Here is a 16083-nt window from a genome sequence, read left to right as displayed (position 1 = left end):
TCCACGTTCCGACCCGTACGACGAGGAGTAGACAGATGACATCCGACCAGGACGTGTGGCCCACGCTTGACGAGCTGGTGCGCGAGGAGGCGGAGCTGGAGCTGGCCGGCCTGTCGGAGATCGACGCGTACGAGTTGGGCATGCGTGCCGTCGCAGCCGCGAGTGAACGGGAACTCCCTGTCGCGGTCGGTGTGTGGCGTGCCGGGCGTCAGCTGTTCCACTGCGGCCTGCCCGGCTCGACGCGGGACAACGACGCGTGGCTGCGCCGCAAGGGACGCGTGGTGATGCGCTTCGAGCGCTCGTCGCTGTACATGGCCCGCCTCTGCCGGGACAAGGACGTGACGTTGACGCAGAAGTACGGTCTGCCCGCCGCCCGGTACGCGGCAGCCGGCGGCGCGGTGCCGTTGCGGGTGCGGGGCACCGGCGTCGTCGGCTGGATGGGGGTGTCCGGGCTTCCGCAGCTGGACGACCACCGCTTCGTCGTCAACGTCCTCCGCGAGACCCCGCGCTAGCCGACGACGACGGCCGCCCCGCCGCCGTCCACGGTCAGCGTGCGCGCCGGTTCGCGCGTATCGCCCCCAGGATCACACCAGGCGTGGCGAGCGAGAGCGGGTGCTCCTGCATGGAGACGACGTCGTTGAACCGCCGCGCGGTCTCCACGTCCGTGATGGTCGCCGCGATGATCTGCCGGCTGACCCAGCTGGAGATGCGGTAGCCGCGCGGGTACGGCCCGTCGAAGTGCGGCAGCGCCAGGTCGGCCGAGGTCGACGTCGACCAGGCGGCGTCGACCACCACCTTCTGTAGGGCGAGGAAGTGGCGGGCGGGGGTGGTCAGGTCGGGGTCGGACCGCAGGTACGCCGACAGGCAGACCGCATGCAGTGCCGCCGCCGTCATGCCCTGCCCGTAGACCGGGTTGAACGAGGCGACGGCGTCACCGACGCTGACGAGCCGCGCCGGACAGCGCCGCAGCGCGTGGAAATCCCGACGCCTGCTGTCGGCGTGGTGGTAGGTCTGCACGTCGCCGAGCATCTCGTTGGCGGTGACCTCGCCGAACTCCGGCGGGAACTGCTCCCGCAGCCGACGGACGAAGTCCTCGGCGGTGCTCCCCGGGCGGTCGTCGCCGTAGCCGGCCATCATTGCCATCCACCGGCCGTCCTCGATGGCGAAGAATGCCGCGCCCGCCACGTCAGTCATTGTCGCCGGGGTGTGCAGCGCCAGGACGACCTTCGCCGGTGGGTCCTGCTCGGGCCGCCGGAAAAGGGCTGTCGCATAGTTCAGGTGCACGGGCATCCGCCGCGTCGCGGGCCGCTCCCAGCCGGCGCGCTCCAACCAGTCGGAGAGACGGCTCGACCGCCCCATGGCGTCCACCACCAGGTCACCACCCTCGACACCGGGCACCCCGCCGACGTCGCAGCGGACACCGGTGACCGCCTCACCCTCGATAACGAGACCCGTGGCGCGGGCGGTGAAGGTCTTGACATTGGGCAGGCGCAGCACGTGCTGGCGGATCAGCCCCTCCAACAGGGGTCGGCTGCCCGCCAGGCTGTCGGCGTCGTCGGGGACGACCACCTTGAGGCGGCCGTCGAGGTAGCTGCGCCGGGTGGCCGGGGGCGCCTCGATAGCGCCCTGGGCGATCGCCTGCTTCCGGAAGCCGGGAAACAGTCGCTCGAGCTGGAACAGGCCGCCGGGCAGCAGCGCGTGCAACTGCGTCCCCTGTGGCACGCCGGGCCGCGCGCCGCTGATCTGCGGGTCGTCCCGGTCGATGATGAGCACGCTCTCCGCGTAATCGGACAGGACCCGGGCGGTCAGCAGACCGGCGACGCTGCCGCCAAGCACCACTGCCTTACCCAGGACCGGGGAGGGCTGGTCGGGGGGTCGCACTGCGTTCAGCGCGGCGAAGGCCCGGACGGCGGAGCGGGACATCGTGCTCTCCAAAAGGGGTACGAAGGGCGTGGCCCTCCCCCGTATCTGCCAGCGAACGGGGCGCGGGCAGAGCGGTGGACGGGTCGCTGGCGTGACTCCCGTCGATCGTCGCACAACAGGCGTACGCCCACTGACCGTGTCCACCTGGTGACAACCGGGACGCCCGGCCGGGTGCCCGTTGTCGACGTTCGGGTGGGCCGATTGAAATGCGCCCTGACCTGCTGTCAGGATCTCGGGCATGCCCGTGGCTCGTCGTACTCTGCTCGGGGCCGGACTGGCCGCCGCAACCTCCGCCCTGGCCGGCTGCGGCGACAAGGGCTCGTCGGCGCCCGGTCTTGCCGGATCCGGCGACGCGGTGACCGCTACCGACGCGGCCGGAAACCGGGTGGGCTTCGGCTCGGCGGCGGCGCCGTCCGGCTCGCCGAGCGCCACCGCCTCCCCCAGCGGCGGTGCCGCGCAGGCTGGTCAGGCCCGGTACGCGCAGGACGTGACGGCGCTGCTCCGCAAGCAGCTGCCCGCCACCGGTCAGACCGTCCAGCACAAGGGATTCCCCGGTGCCGTCGCGGTCGTCCTCGTGGACGGGAAGACGACGGTCCACACCGCTGTCGGGGAGGCGCTGCGCTACGGCGCTGGACCGAAGCTCCTCCCGCCGGGCCAGCGCGTCGCGATGCGTCCCGACTCCATCTTCGATCTCGCCTCGGTCACGAAGGTGTACACGGCGATCCTGCTGCTCCAGCAGGTCGACAAGGGACGTGTCGCCCTGGACGCCCCGGTCCGCGACTACCTGCCCGCCTTCGCCGGGACGGGCAAGGAGCGGATCACCGTCGGGATGCTGCTCACCCACACCAGCGGTCTGCCGGTCGGCGCGAAGGTCACCGGTCTGCCCGACAACGCGGCCCGGTGGAACGCCGTGCTCACCACGGGGTTGGTCTCCGGTGCCGTGCCCGGCGACACGTTCCGCTATTCGAGCGTCGGGCTCATGGTCGCCGGCAGGATCGTCGAGAAGGTCACCGGTCAGCGGCTCGACCAGGCGCTCAAGAGCAACCTCACCGGCCCGCTCGGCCTGCGGGACACCGGCTTCAACCCCAACACCTGGCTGTCGGGCAGTGCGCGGGCCAGCCGGCTGGTCGCCACCGACGCCCGCTCGTCGCGAGGGCTGCTGCGGGGCACCGTCCACGACGACGTCGCCAACCACCTCGGCGGCGTCGCCGGTCACGCGGGCATCTTCGCCAGCGCCACCGACCTCGCGGTCATCGGTCAGATGCTCCTGAACGGGGGCACCTACCAGGGCAGGCGGATCCTCGCCGCGGCGACGGTGCGCCGGATGCTCAGCAACCAGAACGCAGGGAAGCCCGCCGTCGACCCCGAGCGTCCCAACCGGACCGCCGCGCACGGCCTCGGTGTCGTCCTCGACCAGCGCTGGTTCATGGGCCGGCTCGCCGCACCCCGGACCTTCGGCCACACCGGCTTCGCCGGCCCGTCGCTCCTTGTCGACCCCCGCCGGCGGCTCGTGCTGGCCCTGCTCACCAACCGCGCGCACCCCAACTGGAGTTGGGCGAACCCCGATCCGGTCCGAGCCGCAGTGGGCGACCTGCTCGCCAGAGAGGTCAACTGATCGCCTCCACCGCGACCGGCGCCCGCCCGGAAGGTGTGGACCGTCGCGCCACACCCTGACACGATACTTGCGCTAGCAGTGCAAATACTTCGTCCGTCAGGTGGAGGATCCATGCACACACCCCACCGGAGAATGCTCTCCGTGGTGGCCGGGCTCGCGCTCGCTGTCAGCCTGTCCATCGTCCCCGCCCCGCGTGCCGCCGAAGCCGCCGCCCCACCGACGTACCGGCCGGTGATCTTCGTGCACGGTAGCGCCGGATCGGCCACGCAGTTCCAGTCCCAGGCCAAACGCCTCGCCAGCAACGGCTACCCCATCGACATCATCGAGGCCCACGAGTACGACTCGCCCAACATCGCGACGATCCTGCCCCAGGTGTACGCGGGACTGGACGCACGGATCTCCCGTCTCCTGACCGCGAGTGGCGCGGACAAGGTCGACCTGATCGCGCACTCCCTCGGCACCTTCGTCACACAGGGCTACCTCGCCAGTTCCCCCGCGCGGGCCGCCCGGGTCGCGCACTACGTCAACCTGGACGGGCGCACCGCGGCCTCCCCGCCGGGCGGGGTGCCCACCCTCGCCATCTGGGGTGAAGGCGACCCGGCCCGTACCGTCGTCGGCGCGGCGAACGTCCACTTCCCCGACCAGTCCCACACGCAGACCGTGTCGTCGACGGAGTCGTTCGGCGAGATCTTCCGGTTCCTGCGCGGTCGCGAGCCCCACACGACCCGGATCGTGCCCCAGATCCTCGGCACCGCCCGGGTCTCCGGGCGCGCGGTGCTCTTTCCGAGCAACATCGGCGTCACCGGGGCGACAGTCGAGGTCTACCCGGTCAGCTACCTCACCGGCGGCCGGTTGTCGTCCCGGCCGACGCATCGGGTTCCGCTTACCGGCGACGGCTCGTTCGGGCCGTTCCCGGTGCTCGCCACGGCCCGCTACGAGCTCGCGATCGTCCGCTCCGGCGCCCCGACGCACCACTTCTACTTCCAGCCGTTCCTCCGCTCGGACTCGTTCGTGCGCCTGGCCACAAGCGTGCCGGGCGAGGGTCTCGGCGCGCTTGTCGACACCAGCGACAGGCACACGGCGCTCACGATCCAACGCCAGAAGGAGTGGTGGGGCGACCAGGGCGACGCTGGCGACAAGCTCTGGATCAACGGCAGGGACGTCCTCAACCCCGCGAACACGCCGCGTCTCAAGAGGACGATCGCCCTGTTCGCCTTCGACGACGACAGCGACGGGGTGACCGACCTGACCGCCCCGCTGCCGGAGTTCTTCAGTCAGACCTTCATCACCGGCATGGACGTGTTCATCCCGGCGACCCCGGCGAACCTCGGCGTCGTACGAGTCACAGTGGGTCAGCGCGGCGGCGGGTACGACGTAATCAACGTGCCCAACTGGAAGTCGAGCGCCCATCGGGTGACGATCAACGTCGACGACTTCTGACCGCTCGTCGGAGGGCCCGGCCATCTCAGCTCGTGACGGTGGCCGGGCCCTTCTGCGTGACCGCCCCAGCCGCGCTGCCGACGCGGCACGCCTGGCCAGGCGCGTGCGGATAGCGATACCGGCAATCCGGTATCCGCGCTAAGTGGATTGCACGCCGGCCGTTCCGCCTCCCGTGTCGCCTGATCAGCCCTGCGCGCTGCCCGAACCGCCGAAAGTGCGCCGCCTCGCCGCCCAAATGTTCGTCCATCGAAATCGATCTAGCGTATGACGAACATTTCAGTTACGTTTCGCGGCATCGCCTGCCGCCCGGGACGGTGGCGCGAATCTGCCCGACACCCTCGCCCGAGGGCTCCGCGAATCAACGGCAACGGCAACGGATAGGGGCGTGAGCATGAGACGTGTGACAAGTGTGGCCACAGCGCTACTCCTGATAGCCGGGGTGGCCATCAACCCACCGGCAGCATCGGCACAAACCCAGGGCACGACCACGAACGTGGCGGTGTCGACGACGATCAACACGCTGGCCCGGGATGTCGAACGGGTCGAGTCCCTGCGCGAGGTCAAGGACGTCCAACGCGCGTACACCCACCTGGCCCAGTTCGGGCGGTGGTCGGAGATGGCCGAACTGTTCGCCACCGACGGCACGTTGCAGTGGGGGGATCAGACGACGGCCGGTCGTTCGGCGATCGCGGCGTGGCTCGAAGCAGACGCCGGCGGCATGGACGGCATCCGGCCGGGCTCGCTGCACACAGTTGTCATCGACCAGCCTCTGGTGAACCTCTCGGCCGACGGCACCACCGCCAAGGGCCGCTGGTCGGGCCTGCGTTTCCTGGGTGACGGCGAGGGTCAGGCGCGGATCGAGGGCGGAATCTACGAGAACGAGTACGTCCTCAGGGACGGCCGCTGGCAGATCGAGCTTCTCCGCTACTACCCGCAGTACGCCGGCGCGTACGCCACCGGCTGGCGCAACGTCGGCGGCGCGCTGCCGATCGTTCCCTACCACTTCACCCCCGACGAGGCAGGCGTACCGATCCCGCCGCCGACGGGCGCGGCGCCGGCCACGACTGCCACCGTCGGCGAGTTGGCGGCCCGGATCAGCCGGCTCAACGACGAGGACGCGGTCCGCAACCTCCAGCACGCCTACGGCTACTACGTCGACCGTCGCATGTGGTCCGACGTCGTCGACCTCTTCACCTCCGACGGCACTGTCCGGATCGACGGCGTCGGCGCCTACCAGGGCAGCAGTGGCGTCCGTCAGGCCATGGAGCGGATGGGGCCGGAAAACCTCTCCCAGGGCATCCTCAACGAGCGGCCGCTATTCGACACGATCGTCGAGGTGAGCCCCAACGGGCAGGAGGCCATCGCCCGGGGCATCGAGTTCGCAATGGTCGGTGACGCGAACACCCGCGCCGCCTCGTGGGAGTTCTCCGTCTTCCGCAACTCGTTCGTCAAGGACGGCGGGCTGTGGAAGCTCAAGGACATGGCGATCACCCCGCTGATCGTCGCCACCTACGCCGACGGTTGGGGCAACGGTGGCGTCGCCGCGCCAGCAACTGTCGTACCGGCGTTCCTCGACGTCGCCGGGCGCAGCGCGAAGCCGGCGGGGACCGCGCCGCCGAACACGGACCTCGCCGACCTCAAGCGTCGGCTGGACCGGTCGCAGGCGTTCGACGGCGCCGAGAACGTCTCGATGGCCTACACCGCCTATCTGGACGATCTGCGGATCCTGGAGATGTCGCAGATCCACGCGGCCAACGGTCACAAGCTCTCGCCGTTCGCCGGCTACTTCATCGGGCCGGAACGCATCGCGCAGGCCGGTCGCACCGTCTACGGAAACAACCCGTCGACGATGCGTAACAGCCTGTCCCTGCACTGGCGTCCGCAGCCCGTGGTGATCGTGTCGGAGGACGGCCGGTCGGCGACCCTGCGGGCGCGGCTGCTTCAGCCCCGTACGTCGATCAACAACCCGGGCACCTTCAACGGCGCCATGTACAACGACGAGTTCGTGCTGGAGAACGGCATCTGGCGGGTGTGGAGCCTGACCATCGACGAGTTCTACTGGCAGTCGGTCAACTGGGCCGGCGGCTGGGCGGCGGCGAACCCGCGCAACCCGGACCTGCCCGACCCGGCGCCGAGCACCCTGGTGACCAGGTACCGCCCGGACGTCCTGCTCAGCGAGATGGGCGTACGCGGGGAGGGCTTCCAGGGCGGCACCGGCAGGTTCATCGCCTGGCCGGCGATCGTGCCCATGTGGTTCCACTACCGCAACCCGGTGACCGGGCGGGAACCGGCGCACTACTGGCCCGACTGTGCTCCGTGCGAGGTACGCCCCGACTGGCGGATGACGGCCCACGGCTACCAGAAGCCGCCGACCGGGCCGCAGATCGACGGATGGGACCTGGACGCGCCGGCGCTCAACAAGGTCGCGCCAGGCATCAACGGCTCCGCACTGTGGGAGCAGCGCCTCACCGCCACGCCGGGCACCTGGAACGTCGACGGACTGTCGTTCGCGTACCAGTGGCTGCGCGACGGAGAACCGATCAGCGGCGCTACCGGGCAGCACTACACGGTGCAGCACGCCGACGTCGGGCACGAGCTGCGGGTGAAGGTCACCGCGACCGGCGCCGGACGTCCACCGGCGACCGCCACCAGCGGTCCGGTGACAGCCGCCTACCCGACGTGGGACGCCGGCACCGTCTACACCGGCGGTGACTACGTCAGCCACGGTGGCGCCGCACACGTGGCGCAGTGGTGGACGCAGAACCAGGCGCCGGGTTCCTCGCCGTGGGGTTCGTGGATGCAGGTCGGCGCGTCGACGGCGTGCGCGACAGGCACCCACCTGAGCTGGACCTCGTCGTGGGTCTACACCGGTGGCGAGACCGTCGTGCACGGCGGCAAGCTCTGGAAGGCCCAGTGGTGGACGCGTAACCAACTGCCCGGCACGCCGAACGGGCCGTGGCAGCAGGTCGGCACCTGCTGATCTGACTCCCCCGGGACGACACCGCACCGGGTTGGCTGGAACTTCAGCTGACCCGGTGCGGTTCGTGGTTGTGCCGTCAGGCGGTGAGGGCTATGTACTTCTCCTCGAGGAACTCCAGGATCCCCTCGGAGCCGCCCTCCCGGCCGAGGCCGCTCTGCTTGACACCGCCGAACGGTGCGGACGGATCGCTCACGACACCTCTGTTGACAGCCACCATCCCGGCCTCGAGCCGGCGGGCCACGGCGATGGCCTCGCGCTCCTCGCCGAAGACGTACGCCATGAGGCCGTAGATGGTGTCGTTCGCCATCCGGACCGCCTCGTCGACGTCGTCGAAGCGGACCACCGCGGTCACCGGCCCGAAGATCTCGGTGGTGGTGATCGTCGAGCCGTGGGCAACGTCGGTGAGCAACGTCGCGTCGTAGAAGGCACCGTCGGCCGACGACTGCCCCCCGCGCACAAGCGTCGCGCCCTCCGACACGGCGGTCCGCACGAGGCTGGCCACCTTGTCCCGCTCGTGCACGGAGACCAACGCCCCGAGGTCGTTGCTGCGGTCCAGCCCCCGACCCACCGAGACGGCGGCGAGCGCGGCGTCCATCCGCGCGACGAACTCGTCGTGCACGGAGCTGTGCACGTAGAAGCGATTGGCAGCGGTGCAGGCCGAGCCCCCGTTGCGCATCTTCGCCAGCAGGGCGCCCGCGACTGTGGTCTCCAGGTCGGCACCGGGCAGCACGACGACAGGCGCGTTCCCGCCCAGCTCCATCGAGGCGCTCACCACGCTGTCGGCACAGGCGTGCAGCAGCTCGCGGCCCACCTCGGTCGAGCCGGTGAACGACAGCTTCCGGACCTCGGGACGATCGATCATCCGCCGTACGAGTGGGCCGGTCGGGACCGGTGTGACAAGGTTGACGACGCCGCGTGGAACCCCGGCACGGCGCAGAACCTCGACGACGTACGCCGCCGTGAGAGGTGTCTCCCGGGCGGGCTTGAGGATCGTCGTGCACCCCGCGGCGAGCGCGGGGCCGAGCTTGCGGGTCGCCATGGCTGCCGGGAAGTTCCACGGGGTGATGAGCAGCGAGACACCGATCGGCTGCCGGTCCACGATGATCCGCTTGTCGCCTGCGGGCGAGAGCCGGTAGTCGCCCGGCACACGCACTGCCTCCTCGGCGAACCAGCGGAAGAACTCCTTCGCGTAGGTGGCCTCCCCGATCGCGTCCGCCCAGGACTTGCCGTTCTCGCGGACCATGAGTTCGGCGAAGACCTCGACCTCGGCGGTGAGGATCTCGTAGGCGGCGCGGAGCAGCTCGCCGCGCTCGCGCGGAGCGGTCGCCGCCCAGCCGTCCTGCGCGGCGGCCGCAGCGTCGACGGCGTCCATGCAGTCCTGCTCCGAGGCGACGGCGAAGCGGGCGATTGTCGACAGGTCGGCGGGGTCGACGACGTCGAAACGCTCACCGTCCGAGCCGGCCCGCCACTGCCCGTCGATGAACAGGTCCGCGTGCAGGGTCATTTGGCACTCCGATCCGCCAGGGCTCCCGCGTGGGCGCGTTCGAGGATGTCTAGCAGCAGCTCCCGCGACGGCGCGACAGGGGCTATCGCGATCAGGCGTGTCGAACCGAGTGCCAGGTCGGCCAGCCGCGGCAGGTGCGCGCGCTCGACGCCGATGTCGGCGAGGCTCGCGGGCACGCCGATCTCGCTGTTGATCCGCGCGATCCGGGCGACGGTCCGCTCGGCAGAGGCCTCACCGGGCGGGATCCCCTCGATCGCGGCGCCGAGCGTCGCGGTCCGCTCGGCGACGTCGGCATCGACGCGCAGAGCGTCGAGGACGTACGGGAGCATCAGTCCCGTGCCGAGCCCGTGGGGGGTCCTGGTGAGCGCGCCGATCGGGTATTGCAGGGCGTGACACAGGTGGGTGCCGGTCGAGCCGAACGCGATCCCCCCGAGCAGCGCGCCCATGGCGACCTCCTGGCGTGCACGCCGATCGGTGGGCTCCCGCACGGCCAGCGGCAGCCACGGGCCGAGGTGCCCCGCGGCGCGCAGCGCGATGCCGTCGACGAGGGCGTTGCGACCTGTGAACACCGGCAGGCGAGCGGACCAGTCGAGGTCGAAGGGCCGTGCCGTGTACGACTCGACAGCGTGCACGAGCGCGTCGATGCCGGCGTACGCGGTCACCGTCGCGGGCGACCCGATGGTGAGCTCCGGGTCGACGATGGCCGCTACCGGCACCAGGAACGGGCTGGAGATGCCCACCTTGAGGTCCCGCGTCGGGTCCGACACGACGGCCACGGGTGTCACCTCCGAGCCGGTGCCGGCCGTCGTCGGCACCGCCACGATCGGGACCACCGGGCCGGGCACGAGGTTCTCGCCGTAGTACCTGCTGAGCGGGCCGCCGTGGGCGCAGAGCAGCGCGATCAGTTTGGCCGCGTCGAGCGCGCTTCCGCCGCCGATCGCGAGGATGACGTCGGCGCCGTACGCCCGGGCCGTCGCGGCGGCGGTGTCCAGGGTGTCGACGGGCAACTCCGGTGTGATGTCGGAGTAGACGCGCACGTCGAGCCCGGCCGCGGTGAGCGCGCCGACGGTGTCGTCGAGGAACGGGGTCCGCACGAGGAACGGGTCGACGACGGCGAGCACCCGCCGGCCGTGGACACCGACGGCCTCCGGCAGTTGCGCCCGCGCGCCGTACCCGAAGTGCACCTGTGCGGGGAGCCGGAGGGTCCCGACGGTGCCGTTTCCCGGGTCAGGCACTGAAACCGCCGTCGACGGGCAGCACGACGCCGCTGAGGTGACTGGCCCGGTCGCTGAGCAGGAACGCCGCCGTGGCACCGACCTCGGTTCCGGTTCCCACCTTGCGCAGCGGCGTGGCGGCGACCCGCGCCTCCACACCGCCGGGGATGGCCAGCCGGGTCTTGGCGAGCATGGGGGTCTCGGTGGGGCCGGGCGCGATGACGTTCACCCTGATGCCGAGCGGGCCGAAGTCGTGGGCGGCGGTGCGGGTCAGGCCGATGACGGCGTGCTTGGTGGCCTGGTAGGCGCCCATGCCGGAGCTGCCGCGCATCCCGCCGATGCTGCTCACGTTGACGATGGAGCCCGCACCCTGTCGCCGCATGACCCGCACCTCCTCGCGGATGCACAGCCACGTGCCCTTCACGTTGACCGCCATGATCCGGTCGAAGTCCGGTTCGGAGACCTCGTCGAGGCGGCCGGCCTGCGTCATCGCCGCGTTGTTGAACGCGCCGTCGAGCCGGCCGAACCGCTCGACGGTGGCGTCCACGAACCGGGCGACGTCCCGGGCGTCCGACACGTCGCCGGTCGCATACGCGACGTCGTGCCCCGCCGAGGTCAGCTCGGTGGCGAACGCGGCGAGCGGTCCCTCGGTGCGTGCCACGAGCATCAGCGCCGCGCCGTCGGCGGCCAGGACGCGCGCCGTGTCGGCGCCGATCCCCGCGCTCGCTCCGACGACGAGCACGACCTTGCCGCTCAGCGGCGCAGCGTTCGTCTGTGCGTCAGTCATGGACCCTCCAACTCGTACGTCACGGTCCTGGCCGCGTCGACGGCCGCCTTCGCGGCGGCGCCGAACAAACTCGCGTCATTGCTCATGGTCGTGAACCGGAATCCCGCGTCCACTGCCGCACGGACGGCCTCCACCGTGGAACCGCCCGCGTTGCCTACCGGAACGCCGGCCGCGCGCGCCTGCTCGATGGTCACCGCTATCAGGGCGGCGATGGCCGGGTCGGATTCGGTCCGACCCTCGCTCACCGAGAGGTCCGCGGCGCCGACGAGCAACGCGTCGACACCCTCGACCGCGGCGATCGCCCCGGCGTTGCGCACGCCGACGGCGCTCTCGATCTGCGCGATGAGCACGACCTCCCGCTGGCCGTACCGGAGGTACTCCGCGCGGGAGCGGGCACCCCACGCGCCGGCCCGGCTGGTCGAGCCGACACCCCGCGACCCGAGCGGCGGGAAGCGCACGAGCGACACCGCCGCGCGGGCCTGCTCGACCGTGTCGACGTGCGGCATCATGATGCCCTCGGCGCCCGCGTCGAGCATCCGCTGCACCACACCCGCGTCGGTGCCCGGCACGCGGACCAGGGGCGCGACACCGAGATAGAGCGCGGTACCGATGAGCTGGTACGCCGATTCCAGCGTGATCGGCGAGTGTTCCAGGTCGATGACGGCGAAGTCGAAGCCGGCAAGCGCGACCAGCTCCATGATCTCCATCGCCGGGATCTTCACCCACGTGCCGAGGGCCGGCGCGTGGACGTCGGCGAGGGACTCGCGGAATCGGCTCGACTGCCCCGGCAGGCCGGTCACCGCATCGGGTAGTCGTCGGCGTTCAACACCCACCCCGAGGCGGAGAAATCCTCGCGCGGCGGGGAGAAGATGTCGATGAGCTGCTGGTGCGGGCCGACCCCCTGGGTCGTGTGGACTGTGGGCGGCGGGATGACGCAGATCGACGGGGTGGCGATCTCACGGCTCTCGTCGGGCCGCCAGCGCGTCGAGTCCGGGCCCCACGGGTAGCGGATGTGGTGCATGAAACGGCCCTTGACGGCCAGTGAGACCTGCTCGAAGTCGTCGTGGTGGTGCGGCGACAACTTGCGGACGTCGCGGGGCTTCGGCTCCTCGGCGAGGAAATTGACCATGAGGTTGGTGGTCCGGAAGATGCGACCGAACCGGCCCTCGGCGATCGGTGTGTCAGCCAACCGGTAGACGCGCAGCGCGAACCCGCCGACCGGGTCGGGCCAGGGCGCAAGTGGAGCCACCCGCTCGTCGGGTTCGGCGTACGCCGCGGCGTTGACAGCACTCGCGCACAGGTCCTCGGCCCGGTTGGAGAACAGCCGGATGAGTGTGCCGTCGCCGTCGACGCGGATCTCGCTGTCGCCCGGCGGTACGACGACGAACGCCTCCTCGGACACCGACTCCGTACGGCCGGCGGTGGACACCGTGACGGGGGCGCTGGACGAGTACATGAGGACCGTGTACTCGTCCGGTTGCGCGGCGCGGGCGAACACGTCGCCCGCCCTGGCCTCGGTGTAGGCGATCACCAGATTGGCGGCGCGGGCGATCCAGGTCCTGCTGCCGTTCGGCCCGACCACCGTCGGGGCGAAGGAGTGGAACTCGATCCACTGCGCGGGCCTGATGGGCGTGGACACGTCCACCGCCCGGGTGGGGGTCGAGGTCGTCAGGCGCGACCGGATGTCGTCTGCGGCATACGTACTCATGCGCGTGGGCTCCCTTCGGCGGTTTCGATGCCGCGCAGCGCGAGCAGCGCGCGGGCATCGGCTGGCGTGGCGATCTCCTTGCCGAGGTCCTCGATCACATCGCGGATCTTGCGGACCTGCTGCGCGTTGCTCTCGGCGAGCCGCCCCTTGCCGATCCAGAGGCTGTCTTCCAGGCCCACCCGCACGTGCCCGCCGAGCCAGGCGCTGTGCGTGCCGAACTGCATCTGGTCCCGCCCCGCTGCGAACGCGGAGAACGAGTAGTCGTCGCCGAACAGCTTGTCGGCGATGCGCACCATGTGTTCGAGGTTCTCGTGGTCGGCGCCGATGCCGCCCAGGATGCCGAAGACACCTTGGATCAGCAGCGGCGGCGTGGCCAGGCCCCGGTCGACGAAGTGGGCGAGCGAGTACAGGTGACCGATGTCGTAGCACTCGTACTCGAACCGGGTTCCGTTCGCGCCGAGCGTGCGCAGCGTGTGCTCGATGCGGTCGAACGTGTTGACGAACGGCTGGGAGTAGGTGTTGAGCACGTAGGGCTTCTCCCACGCGTACCGCCACTCGGTCACCCTGTCGGCGATCCCGGAGTACACGAAGTTCATCGACCCCATGTTCATGGAGGCGAGTTCGGGGCGGAACCGGACTGCCGCCGCGAGCCGCTGCTCCATCGTCATCGCCGACGAACCGCCGGTGGTGATGTTGATGACGGCGTCGGTGCGTTCGGTGATGCGCGGGATGATCTGCTCGAAGATCTCGGGTTCGAAGGCGGGCCGCCCGTCCGGATGCCGGGCGTGGATGTGCACGATTGCCGAGCCGGCCTCCACCGCCTCGACGGCGGCCTGCGCCACGTCCGCCGCCGACAGCGGCAGGTGAGGGCTCTGCGAGGGAACGTTCACCGAGCCTGTCACCGCCGTGGTGATGATGACCTTCTCAGCCGTACGCATCAGTTGGTCTCCTCGAGACCGAGCAGGTAGGCGGTGTTGCGGCAGATCATCTGGCGGATGGCGGCGGCGGAGATGCCGTGGTCGAGCAACTGCTGGACGATCAGGATGTACGCGTCGACAGGGAGCGGGTTGCCCTGCTGACCGAGGTCCGAGTCGAGCACTGTGCGCTCCGGGCCGATCTTGTTGATCCAATCGACGAGTCGCTCGATGGGCCAGCGGGGTGCGGGCACCTGTGGGTGGTACATCGAGAGCTCGTGCTCGACGAACGCGCCGTAGCCGAGCATCGTCTCGATGTCGGGTTCGGAGACGTCGACGATGAAGTCGGGGTGGTGCAGCAGGATGCGCTTGACCCCGTTCGCGCTTGCCGTCTTGAAGTAGGCGGACATCGACTCGCCGTCGAGGTGGCCCCCGGTCAGCAGGATTCCGGCGTCGGCGACCAGGCGGGTGACGAGGTCCGCCTCCTCGGACACGTCACCGGCGGCGTTGAAGATCGACACCTCGGATTCGTAGAGGTTGCCTGTGGCGCTCGGGAAACCGTCGTCGTGGCTGTGGGCGCGGATGTGCTGACCCGCCGACACGGTCGGCCCCCACACGCAGCGGCCACCCATGTTGATCGCCACCGCGACCGCCGACGGGTTGACGCCGCCGACCTCGGAGTTGAGGGCCACCCCGCCGTACATGGGCGTCGGCGCGTTCGCCAGCTGCGTTCGCATGGCGAGCAGATCCATCACGGTGTTGTGGTGGTGCGACTTGCACAGGATGGCGCGCATGTTGATCCGGGCCGCGTCGTACGACGCTTCCACGTGGTCGAAGCGGCGGGGGAAAGGGCTCGGACCGGAGTGGCAATGGAGGTCGACGGCGCCGTCCAGCACCTTGAGCAGCCCGGGCGTCGGCGTGCGCGTCTCCTCGGCGACGGACATGCGAGTACCTCCTTGAGTCGGTGGTGCGTGTTCGGGATGCGTAATGAAAGTTCAATATACGGATCACGCTCATGTGTGTCCACAGCCCCGAGCGCACTCCAGACCACCCGGAGGCACCGACGGCTGTTCACAATACGAAGTTGAGGGTTGCCCTATGAACTTTCGACTGCTCTACTTGCGACACAGCCCGGACACATGCACGACACATGCCCGACGTGACTCCCGGAGGCGGTGTGAGATGAGCGGCGAGCGTCACGGCCATCGCGCACGCCGCACCGGCAGGCAGGACCTCCCCGCCGGTCCGTCCCGGACGGCCACCATCCAGTCGATCGATCGCGCCGCGAGCGTGCTCGCGCTCCTCGACCAGGACACCGGCAGCCTCACGCCGGCGCTCGTGTCAGACAGGCTCGGCCTGAACCGGACGACAGCGCACCGGTATCTCCAGTCGTTGCAGCGTGCCGGGTTCCTCAACACCGCATTCGGACCGGGACCACTGCTCGACCAGCTCTCCGCGCTGGTGTCGGTGCGCCAGCAGATCCTCACCCTCGCGCCCGCGGTCATGCGTCAGCTCTCGGACGGGACCGGGCTCACCTCGGTGCTGAGTTTCCTCGGGCGGTCAGGCGCTGTGGTGACGCTCGTCGAGGAGGCCAACCAGGCAACAATCGTGCTCACCGTGCGCGTCGGCACCGTGCTCGAACACAGGGCGGCGCAGACCCGCGTCCTCCTGGCATTCCAGTCCGACCCGGCCGCTGTGGCCCGCGCACACGAGCGGCTCACCCCGACCGAGGCCGCAGTGGAGCGGCACGCGCTTGTCGACGTACGGCGCCACCGGGTCGCCTGGGCCGACCTCGACCGGGAGGGCTTCGTGTCGGTGGCGGTACCCGTCTTCGCCACCCGCAACGTCCAGGCCGCGATGGCGCTTCTCGGCACGACAGCGATGTTGCGCCCCGCGGACCAGTCGACCGAGCGCGTCCACGCGCTCGAGCAGGCGGCGCAGACCCTTGGCTCGCTGGTTGCGAGCTGACCCATGCAGGACACACGAGCCCGGGATGAC

The 16083-nt window shown here is 70.3% G+C and carries 13 protein-coding genes; 5 read left to right on the top strand and 8 right to left on the bottom strand.

The genetic code is table 11. The features are described 5' to 3' along the window. Positions 1–35 precede the first annotated feature (35 nt). Positions 36–512 (top strand): heme-degrading domain-containing protein, encoded by a 477-nt coding sequence (locus tag ADK66_RS17850; protein WP_053656702.1) that lies wholly within the window; start codon positions 36–38, stop codon positions 510–512. A 34-nt stretch (positions 513–546) separates the two neighbouring features. On the opposite strand, the gene ADK66_RS17845 is transcribed toward ADK66_RS17850, so the two are convergent. Then, on the bottom strand, positions 547–1923 hold the full coding sequence (locus tag ADK66_RS17845) for an NAD(P)/FAD-dependent oxidoreductase (protein ID WP_082377535.1): 1377 nt from the start codon (positions 1921–1923) through the stop codon (positions 547–549). A 238-nt stretch (positions 1924–2161) separates the two neighbouring features. On the opposite strand from ADK66_RS17845, the gene ADK66_RS17840 reads away from it, so the two are divergent. The 3 genes from ADK66_RS17840 (at position 2162) to ADK66_RS17830 (ending at position 7958) form a co-directional block, all read left to right on the top strand. Continuing rightward, the gene (locus ADK66_RS17840) at positions 2162–3538 is read left to right on the top strand and encodes a serine hydrolase (protein WP_053656701.1); all 1377 of its coding nucleotides are present in this window, start codon (positions 2162–2164) and stop codon (positions 3536–3538) included. Positions 3539–3649: 111 nt separating this feature from the next. Beyond that, positions 3650–4978: an alpha/beta hydrolase gene (locus ADK66_RS17835; RefSeq protein WP_053656698.1), complete on the top strand. Its 1329-nt coding sequence runs from the start codon at positions 3650–3652 to the stop codon at positions 4976–4978. A gap of 391 nt (positions 4979–5369) precedes the next feature. Then, positions 5370–7958 carry a nuclear transport factor 2 family protein gene (locus ADK66_RS17830; RefSeq protein ID WP_231640087.1) on the top strand — a complete coding sequence of 863 codons (2589 nt, stop codon included), beginning with the start codon at positions 5370–5372 and terminating at the stop codon, positions 7956–7958. Positions 7959–8034: 76 nt separating this feature from the next. Here ADK66_RS17830 and ADK66_RS17825 read toward each other — a convergent pair whose 3' ends face one another. From ADK66_RS17825 to ADK66_RS17795, 7 genes are read right to left on the bottom strand one after another with little or no spacing between them, the layout of a single operon-like run. After that, the gene (locus ADK66_RS17825; RefSeq protein ID WP_053656693.1) at positions 8035–9462 is read right to left on the bottom strand and encodes an NAD-dependent succinate-semialdehyde dehydrogenase; all 1428 of its coding nucleotides are present in this window, start codon (positions 9460–9462) and stop codon (positions 8035–8037) included. Beyond that, on the bottom strand, positions 9459–10697 hold the full coding sequence (locus ADK66_RS17820) for an iron-containing alcohol dehydrogenase (protein WP_053656691.1): 1239 nt from the start codon (positions 10695–10697) through the stop codon (positions 9459–9461). Before ADK66_RS17820 ends, ADK66_RS17825 begins: the two co-directional genes overlap by 4 nt. Next, positions 10690–11463, bottom strand: coding sequence for an SDR family NAD(P)-dependent oxidoreductase (locus ADK66_RS17815; RefSeq protein WP_053656689.1), 774 nt, complete (start codon positions 11461–11463; stop codon positions 10690–10692). Before ADK66_RS17815 ends, ADK66_RS17820 begins: the two co-directional genes overlap by 8 nt. Continuing rightward, positions 11460–12263 (bottom strand): HpcH/HpaI aldolase/citrate lyase family protein, encoded by an 804-nt coding sequence (locus ADK66_RS17810; RefSeq protein ID WP_197281557.1) that lies wholly within the window; start codon positions 12261–12263, stop codon positions 11460–11462. The genes ADK66_RS17815 and ADK66_RS17810 overlap by 4 nt, the downstream gene beginning before the upstream one ends. Beyond that, complete coding sequence (locus ADK66_RS17805; RefSeq protein ID WP_053656687.1) at positions 12260–13171, bottom strand: hypothetical protein; 912 nt, start codon at positions 13169–13171, stop codon at positions 12260–12262. The genes ADK66_RS17810 and ADK66_RS17805 overlap by 4 nt, the downstream gene beginning before the upstream one ends. Then, positions 13168–14109 (bottom strand): 3-keto-5-aminohexanoate cleavage protein, encoded by a 942-nt coding sequence (locus ADK66_RS17800; RefSeq protein WP_053656685.1) that lies wholly within the window; start codon positions 14107–14109, stop codon positions 13168–13170. The genes ADK66_RS17805 and ADK66_RS17800 overlap by 4 nt, the downstream gene beginning before the upstream one ends. Next, the gene (locus tag ADK66_RS17795) at positions 14109–15029 is read right to left on the bottom strand and encodes a DUF6282 family protein (protein WP_053656683.1); all 921 of its coding nucleotides are present in this window, start codon (positions 15027–15029) and stop codon (positions 14109–14111) included. The genes ADK66_RS17800 and ADK66_RS17795 overlap by 1 nt, the downstream gene beginning before the upstream one ends. A 238-nt stretch (positions 15030–15267) precedes the next feature. Between ADK66_RS17795 and ADK66_RS17790 the strand changes: the two genes are divergently transcribed. Further along, positions 15268–16053, top strand: coding sequence for an IclR family transcriptional regulator (locus tag ADK66_RS17790; protein WP_053656681.1), 786 nt, complete (start codon positions 15268–15270; stop codon positions 16051–16053). Positions 16054–16083: the final 30 nt, after the last annotated feature.

This window comes from Micromonospora sp. NRRL B-16802, from assembly GCF_001279555.1.
Taxonomy (GTDB): Bacteria; Actinomycetota; Actinomycetes; order Mycobacteriales; family Micromonosporaceae; genus Micromonospora; species Micromonospora profundi.
The sequence above is the reverse complement of the archived record's forward strand: the minus strand, read 5'-3'. Positions and strand labels throughout refer to the sequence as shown.

What these genes read in the sequence shown, in the direction of transcription:
- ADK66_RS17850 (WP_053656702.1), top strand. Translation starts at nt 36, where the DNA reads ATGACATCCGACCAGGACGTGTGGCCCACGCTTGACGAGCTGGTGCGC.
- ADK66_RS17845 (WP_082377535.1), bottom strand. Translation starts at nt 1,923, where the DNA reads ATGTCCCGCTCCGCCGTCCGGGCCTTCGCCGCGCTGAACGCAGTGCGA.
- ADK66_RS17840 (WP_053656701.1), top strand. Translation starts at nt 2,162, where the DNA reads ATGCCCGTGGCTCGTCGTACTCTGCTCGGGGCCGGACTGGCCGCCGCA.
- ADK66_RS17835 (WP_053656698.1), top strand. Translation starts at nt 3,650, where the DNA reads ATGCACACACCCCACCGGAGAATGCTCTCCGTGGTGGCCGGGCTCGCG.
- ADK66_RS17830 (WP_231640087.1), top strand. Translation starts at nt 5,370, where the DNA reads ATGAGACGTGTGACAAGTGTGGCCACAGCGCTACTCCTGATAGCCGGG.
- ADK66_RS17825 (WP_053656693.1), bottom strand. Translation starts at nt 9,462, where the DNA reads ATGACCCTGCACGCGGACCTGTTCATCGACGGGCAGTGGCGGGCCGGC.
- ADK66_RS17815 (WP_053656689.1), bottom strand. Translation starts at nt 11,463, where the DNA reads ATGACTGACGCACAGACGAACGCTGCGCCGCTGAGCGGCAAGGTCGTG.
- ADK66_RS17805 (WP_053656687.1), bottom strand. Translation starts at nt 13,171, where the DNA reads ATGAGTACGTATGCCGCAGACGACATCCGGTCGCGCCTGACGACCTCG.
- ADK66_RS17800 (WP_053656685.1), bottom strand. Translation starts at nt 14,109, where the DNA reads ATGCGTACGGCTGAGAAGGTCATCATCACCACGGCGGTGACAGGCTCG.
- ADK66_RS17795 (WP_053656683.1), bottom strand. Translation starts at nt 15,029, where the DNA reads ATGTCCGTCGCCGAGGAGACGCGCACGCCGACGCCCGGGCTGCTCAAG.
- ADK66_RS17790 (WP_053656681.1), top strand. Translation starts at nt 15,268, where the DNA reads ATGAGCGGCGAGCGTCACGGCCATCGCGCACGCCGCACCGGCAGGCAG.